The organism is Paenibacillus sp. AR247, from assembly GCF_002968895.1.
Lineage (GTDB): Bacteria > Bacillota > Bacilli > Paenibacillales > Paenibacillaceae > Paenibacillus_AQ > Paenibacillus_AQ favisporus.
In genome coordinates this window covers 1-4,373 of record NZ_PCZT01000024.1, presented here as the reverse complement: position 1 = coordinate 4,373, position 4,373 = coordinate 1, and the positions used below count along the sequence as shown (strand labels likewise).

The window sequence follows — 4,373 nt, the reverse complement described above, 5'->3', positions numbered from 1 at the left end:
ATCCGGTTAAACGCTGCGGGCAGATTGCAGGTATCGGGCTATGGCATTTTCAAGGGGGACCGGTTAAAACTCACCTTGAATCCGGAGGAAATGTTCTATTATAAGCTTCTTCAGGGATATTCCATGCGCGGGGAAATTCCGTTTACCCTGAAAAAGCACGGGCAGGAAGGAACGGCCCTTTTTTCGGTGAGCTATGGAAGGGAATCCAAGCATGTGGTCATGAGAACAGATGGCTTGCATATCCAGGTCCAGCTCGCCATTAGCGGGATGGTAAAGGAATATCCGAGATGGATGGACTTGCGAAAGGACTCCAATGACCGTGAGGTAGACCGCCAGCTGGAAAAGCAAATACGGGAACACCTGATGTCGCTGCTCGCCAAACTGAGGGACAGCGGTGTGGATCCGCTTGGCGTAGGGGATTTGGTCAGAGCATATTCCCGGGACTGGGACGAGAAGGAGTTTTACGAAAGGATATATCCGAAAACGGCGTTCGATTTCGCTATCAATCTTCAACTGACCAAATCGGGAATCGGAGAATGACAAGGACAGGTGATCGAAGTTGCCCAGACAGATCAAAGAAAGCTTAACCGTATCCCCCTATCTGATGTGGTTTATGATCCACGGAACGCAGACAGGCATTGCCATGCTGAACTTTCAAAGCCGGAACATTAAGGGGGCGCAGCAGGACTCCTGGTTATCCTTACTGCTCGTCGGTCTCAGCCTGCACGCGGTCGTGTGGATCATTTATGCAATTATGAAGCACGCGGACGGAGGCGATATCCTCCACCTGCATCGGCAGTTGTTCGGCAAATGGCTGGGAGGTGCGATGAATCTCCTGCTCTACGGTTATATGCTGCTGTTTATCGTCTATCAAATCCGGTCTTACATGGAGGTCATCCATATTTGGGCGTTTCCCACGACGCCGCTCTGGTCCGTATGCCTGCTCATTTTGCTGACCGCCGTGTATATCGTGACCGGGGGGCTGCGGGTGATCACCGGAATCTGCTTTTTCTGTGTCGTCATTCCCACCCTGCTCCTGGTATCGATTTATTTTCCGCTGAAGTATGCCCATTGGACGAATCTCCTGCCGCTGTTGAATCATACACCGCGTGAATATGCCCAGTCGGCGTTCCATTCGCTCAATTTATTTTATGGAGTGGAGTTTCTGCTTCTGCTGTATCCCTTTATCAAGCATCAAGAAAAGTCCCGGAAGTGGGCTCATCTTGCCGTGGCCCATTCCACGGTACTCTACTTGATCATCGCTATAGTCACATTGGCGTTCTTTAACGTTCAGCAGCTGGAGCATACGATCTGGCCGACGCTGATCTTGTCAAAAGTGGCCCGCCTTCCGTTCATCGACCGGTTCGATTACGTGTACGTGTTCAATTGGTTTGTCGTGATTCTGCCGCCGGTATGTGTGGCCATGTGGGCAGGAACCAGAATTTTGAGACAGATCACCCCACTGAGATCCAAGCCGCTGGTATGGTTCACATGCGGGATGTCGTTTGTCATTATCGACGTATTACAAGGACCCAAGACGATCGACAAGCTGGATTCCGTGGTAACCTGGGCCGGAATGGTCCTGTTGTACGTCTATCTTCCGCTGCTGTGCCTATGGGTACATATTGTCCAACGGTATCATAATCGAAGGGCAGCAGTAGAAGGGGGGTGAAATCGTACCCATGCCTGGTTGGGATGAAAATGATAGAAATGGCATATTGATTTACTGTAACTAAATTGTGTACAATTCAGTTACAGACGAAAGCTTACGAACCGAAAGGCTTGCCGAAGGCCTTCACTGACTGATAAAAAGGATGGGATAAATGATGACAAACACAACGACATTAACATTGGAACAGGCATTGAACCAGCAGGTGGCGAACTTCAGCATCCTTTACGTGAAAATTCATAACTATCACTGGTATGTAAAAGGGGAACAGTTCTTTACGCTGCATGCGAAATTCGAGGAACTGTACAACGACGTTACGCAAAAAACGGACGAAATCGCCGAACGCCTCCTGGCGATCAAGGGCAGACCGTCCGCTACATTGAAAGAATACCTGGAAATCGCCACAATTGCGGAAGCTACAGGAAAAGAGGACGCGCGCGGCATGGTGCAATCGCTCATCCATGACTTCTCGGCGGTAAGCAAGGAACTGCATGACACCATCAACATGGCGGAAAGCGCCGGCGACCACCCAACCGCGGATATGCTAATTGCGATGCAGGCGGACTTGGATAAGCATGTATGGATGCTTGAATCCTACCTTGGCTGATTTCAACGATTTTCCAATAAAAAGAGGGGCTCTCGCCCCTTCGTCGATGATGTCAGAAGAGAAAGGGTGTGATTATTAATGGAAGCCAAATTCGCCATGGAGCATGAGGTTGCCAAAATTTTGGATCACCACGAATACGCCGCCGTTGCGACGGTGGAGAATCAGAAGCCGCGGCTGCGCCGGATGCCGAAGTACAACAAAGGACTGAGCATCTATCTTGTCGCAGACCGGAAAAGCCAAACCTGGGATCTGGAAGGCAAGACGCCGGTGTCGTTGCTGGTAGGGCATGGGGAGAACGACTCCCGGGAAACGGTGGAAATTGACGGAAAATTAACCGTGAACACGGAGGAAGCTCTCCGCCAGCAGATTTGGCGGGACGAGTTCAGCGCGGACTTCTCCGGCCCGGATGATCCGGATTATATGATCCTTCAGGTTAAGGCCATTCGTGTGGAGTTAACCGACAAGGACGGACAGAAGCACGAGTGGTTCGATTATTGATTGAATCCCGCGGCAGCGTTGAGAGCCGCCTTATCAGATTGAAACTGATGAGGCGGCTTTTTGGTGTGCGCAAATACTTTCGAAGGAGTATTAAGGATGACTGATGTGGCCACACGTCTTGACCGAAGTGCGTCCGGCGATGATGATCATCGGGCTGCAGCATCCAAAAGGTGGAAGTGGAATGACCGAACGCCATTGTCAGCCGGTTGTGACGGCAAAATTGATGTAAACGCATACATGTTATTTTTGACCTGCTGCAAAACCGCGCCGCATAAGGGCTCGTGCGGGAATTGTCATTTTTGATATATACACCTTAAAGGCTATCCAAATCATCAAAAATGACATATTCGGCTCCTGAATCACAAGTGAATGTAACCACCGGAGCCAGATTTCAAGCCGATTTGATGGGGGAGCGAAAACGACATATTTACGCATGGCGGGGGCTCCGATATGTTTAGTGTAAGCGTTATCACCCGCCGTTGAAGCGAGATGCGGGGGAACGGGCAGGCTTAACTAACGATCAAAAACCGTGGCCGAGAAACAGGGACATTTGGTGGTGGATCGGCCCGCCGATAGATGCGTTGAGGATGGAAGCTTCACCGAAGAAGAATGTTTTCATTTAAGGAGAAGGTTTCATGGAAGAGGGATGCTTCTTTATTGTACGAAACCATCGGAACTGATCGAAAGAACTCTCAGGATCCTGTTCGAAACGAGGACGCTAAGCTGTTTGCCTGGTTTGTTTAACTGCCCTAATGAGGATGGGCTATCTCCTAGATGCGGGTCAGCCGAAATTTTTGTTCCCTTAGTAAAAGGGAGAAGCAACGTGAGACAGCTGGCAGGGTACATCGTCACAGGGCTCACAAGAGGAAGTTTAACCAAAACTCTTCCTTGTTCAGGTAATATACCGAACACAATTATGTAACTTAAGTTATCATTATTATGTCAAGTGTTGCTCGATTCACCCGAATTCGCTGCAAAAACAACATATTCCTCTGGCCAAAACCGGTCGATTTTCTTCTTGTTCGTACGGGTTTTGCCCTGAATTTCAGGTTCATGTGGAAAATGACATATTTACGAAGGTTTTACCGATCGAATACGTTTAGATCACAAACCTTATTCACCCGCCTTTTTCGGGCTTTAACATCCGTCATCACGGAGAGATAAAGGCAACAAAGAACCTACCAGAGAAGGAGTGATACGATGCATGAGACAAAAGCTGCCATCGCAGGCCCGCCGGCTGTGATGCCGAGAAAGAAAACCCACAAAAGCTTGTGGAAGCGCATCATTCTGAACTGGGAGCTGTACCTGTTTATTGCGCCGGCCTTTTTCTACTTTCTTATTTTCTGTTACGGGCCGATGTACGGCATCCAGATCGCGTTCAAAAACTTCATTCCGACAAAAGGAATTACGGGAAGCCCGTGGGTCGGCTTCGACCACTTCGTCCGCTTCTTTCATTCCTACTACTTCTGGGATCTGCTCTGGAACACGCTGAGCATCAGCTTGTACTCGCTGGTCGTTGGTTTTCCGATCCCGATCATTCTGGCGCTGGCCTTCAACGAAGTCCGAAACGGCTTCTTCAAGAAGCTGTCCCAGACGGTG

General features: G+C 49.5%; 4 protein-coding genes and 1 pseudogene. All 5 read left to right on the top strand.

Translation table 11 applies throughout. The features are described 5' to 3' along the window. A partial coding sequence (locus tag CPT76_RS30805; RefSeq protein ID WP_181153166.1) for a Ger(x)C family spore germination C-terminal domain-containing protein occupies window positions 1-540 on the top strand: 540 nt, incomplete at its 5' end. A gap of 19 nt (window positions 541-559) precedes the next feature. Then, on the top strand, window positions 560-1,672 hold the full coding sequence (locus tag CPT76_RS30800) for a GerAB/ArcD/ProY family transporter (RefSeq protein WP_105445596.1): 1,113 nt from the start codon (window positions 560-562) through the stop codon (window positions 1,670-1,672). Window positions 1,673-1,826: 154 nt separating this feature from the next. Further along, window positions 1,827-2,276, top strand: coding sequence for a Dps family protein (locus CPT76_RS30795; RefSeq protein WP_105445822.1), 450 nt, complete (start codon window positions 1,827-1,829; stop codon window positions 2,274-2,276). 78 nt (window positions 2,277-2,354) lie between these two features. Next, a complete protein-coding gene (locus tag CPT76_RS30790) occupies window positions 2,355-2,774 on the top strand; it encodes a pyridoxamine 5'-phosphate oxidase family protein (RefSeq protein WP_105445595.1) in 420 nt (139 codons plus the stop codon). A 1,242-nt stretch (window positions 2,775-4,016) separates the two neighbouring features. After that, window positions 4,017-4,373 (top strand): annotated as a pseudogene (locus CPT76_RS30785) (sugar ABC transporter permease); the annotation flags it as partial.

Coding starts and splice junctions, on each gene's coding strand:
- CPT76_RS30790 (WP_105445595.1), top strand. CDS start 2,355: ATGGAAGCCAAATTCGCCATGGAGCATGAGGTTGCCAAAATTTTGGAT.
- CPT76_RS30795 (WP_105445822.1), top strand. CDS start 1,827: ATGACAAACACAACGACATTAACATTGGAACAGGCATTGAACCAGCAG.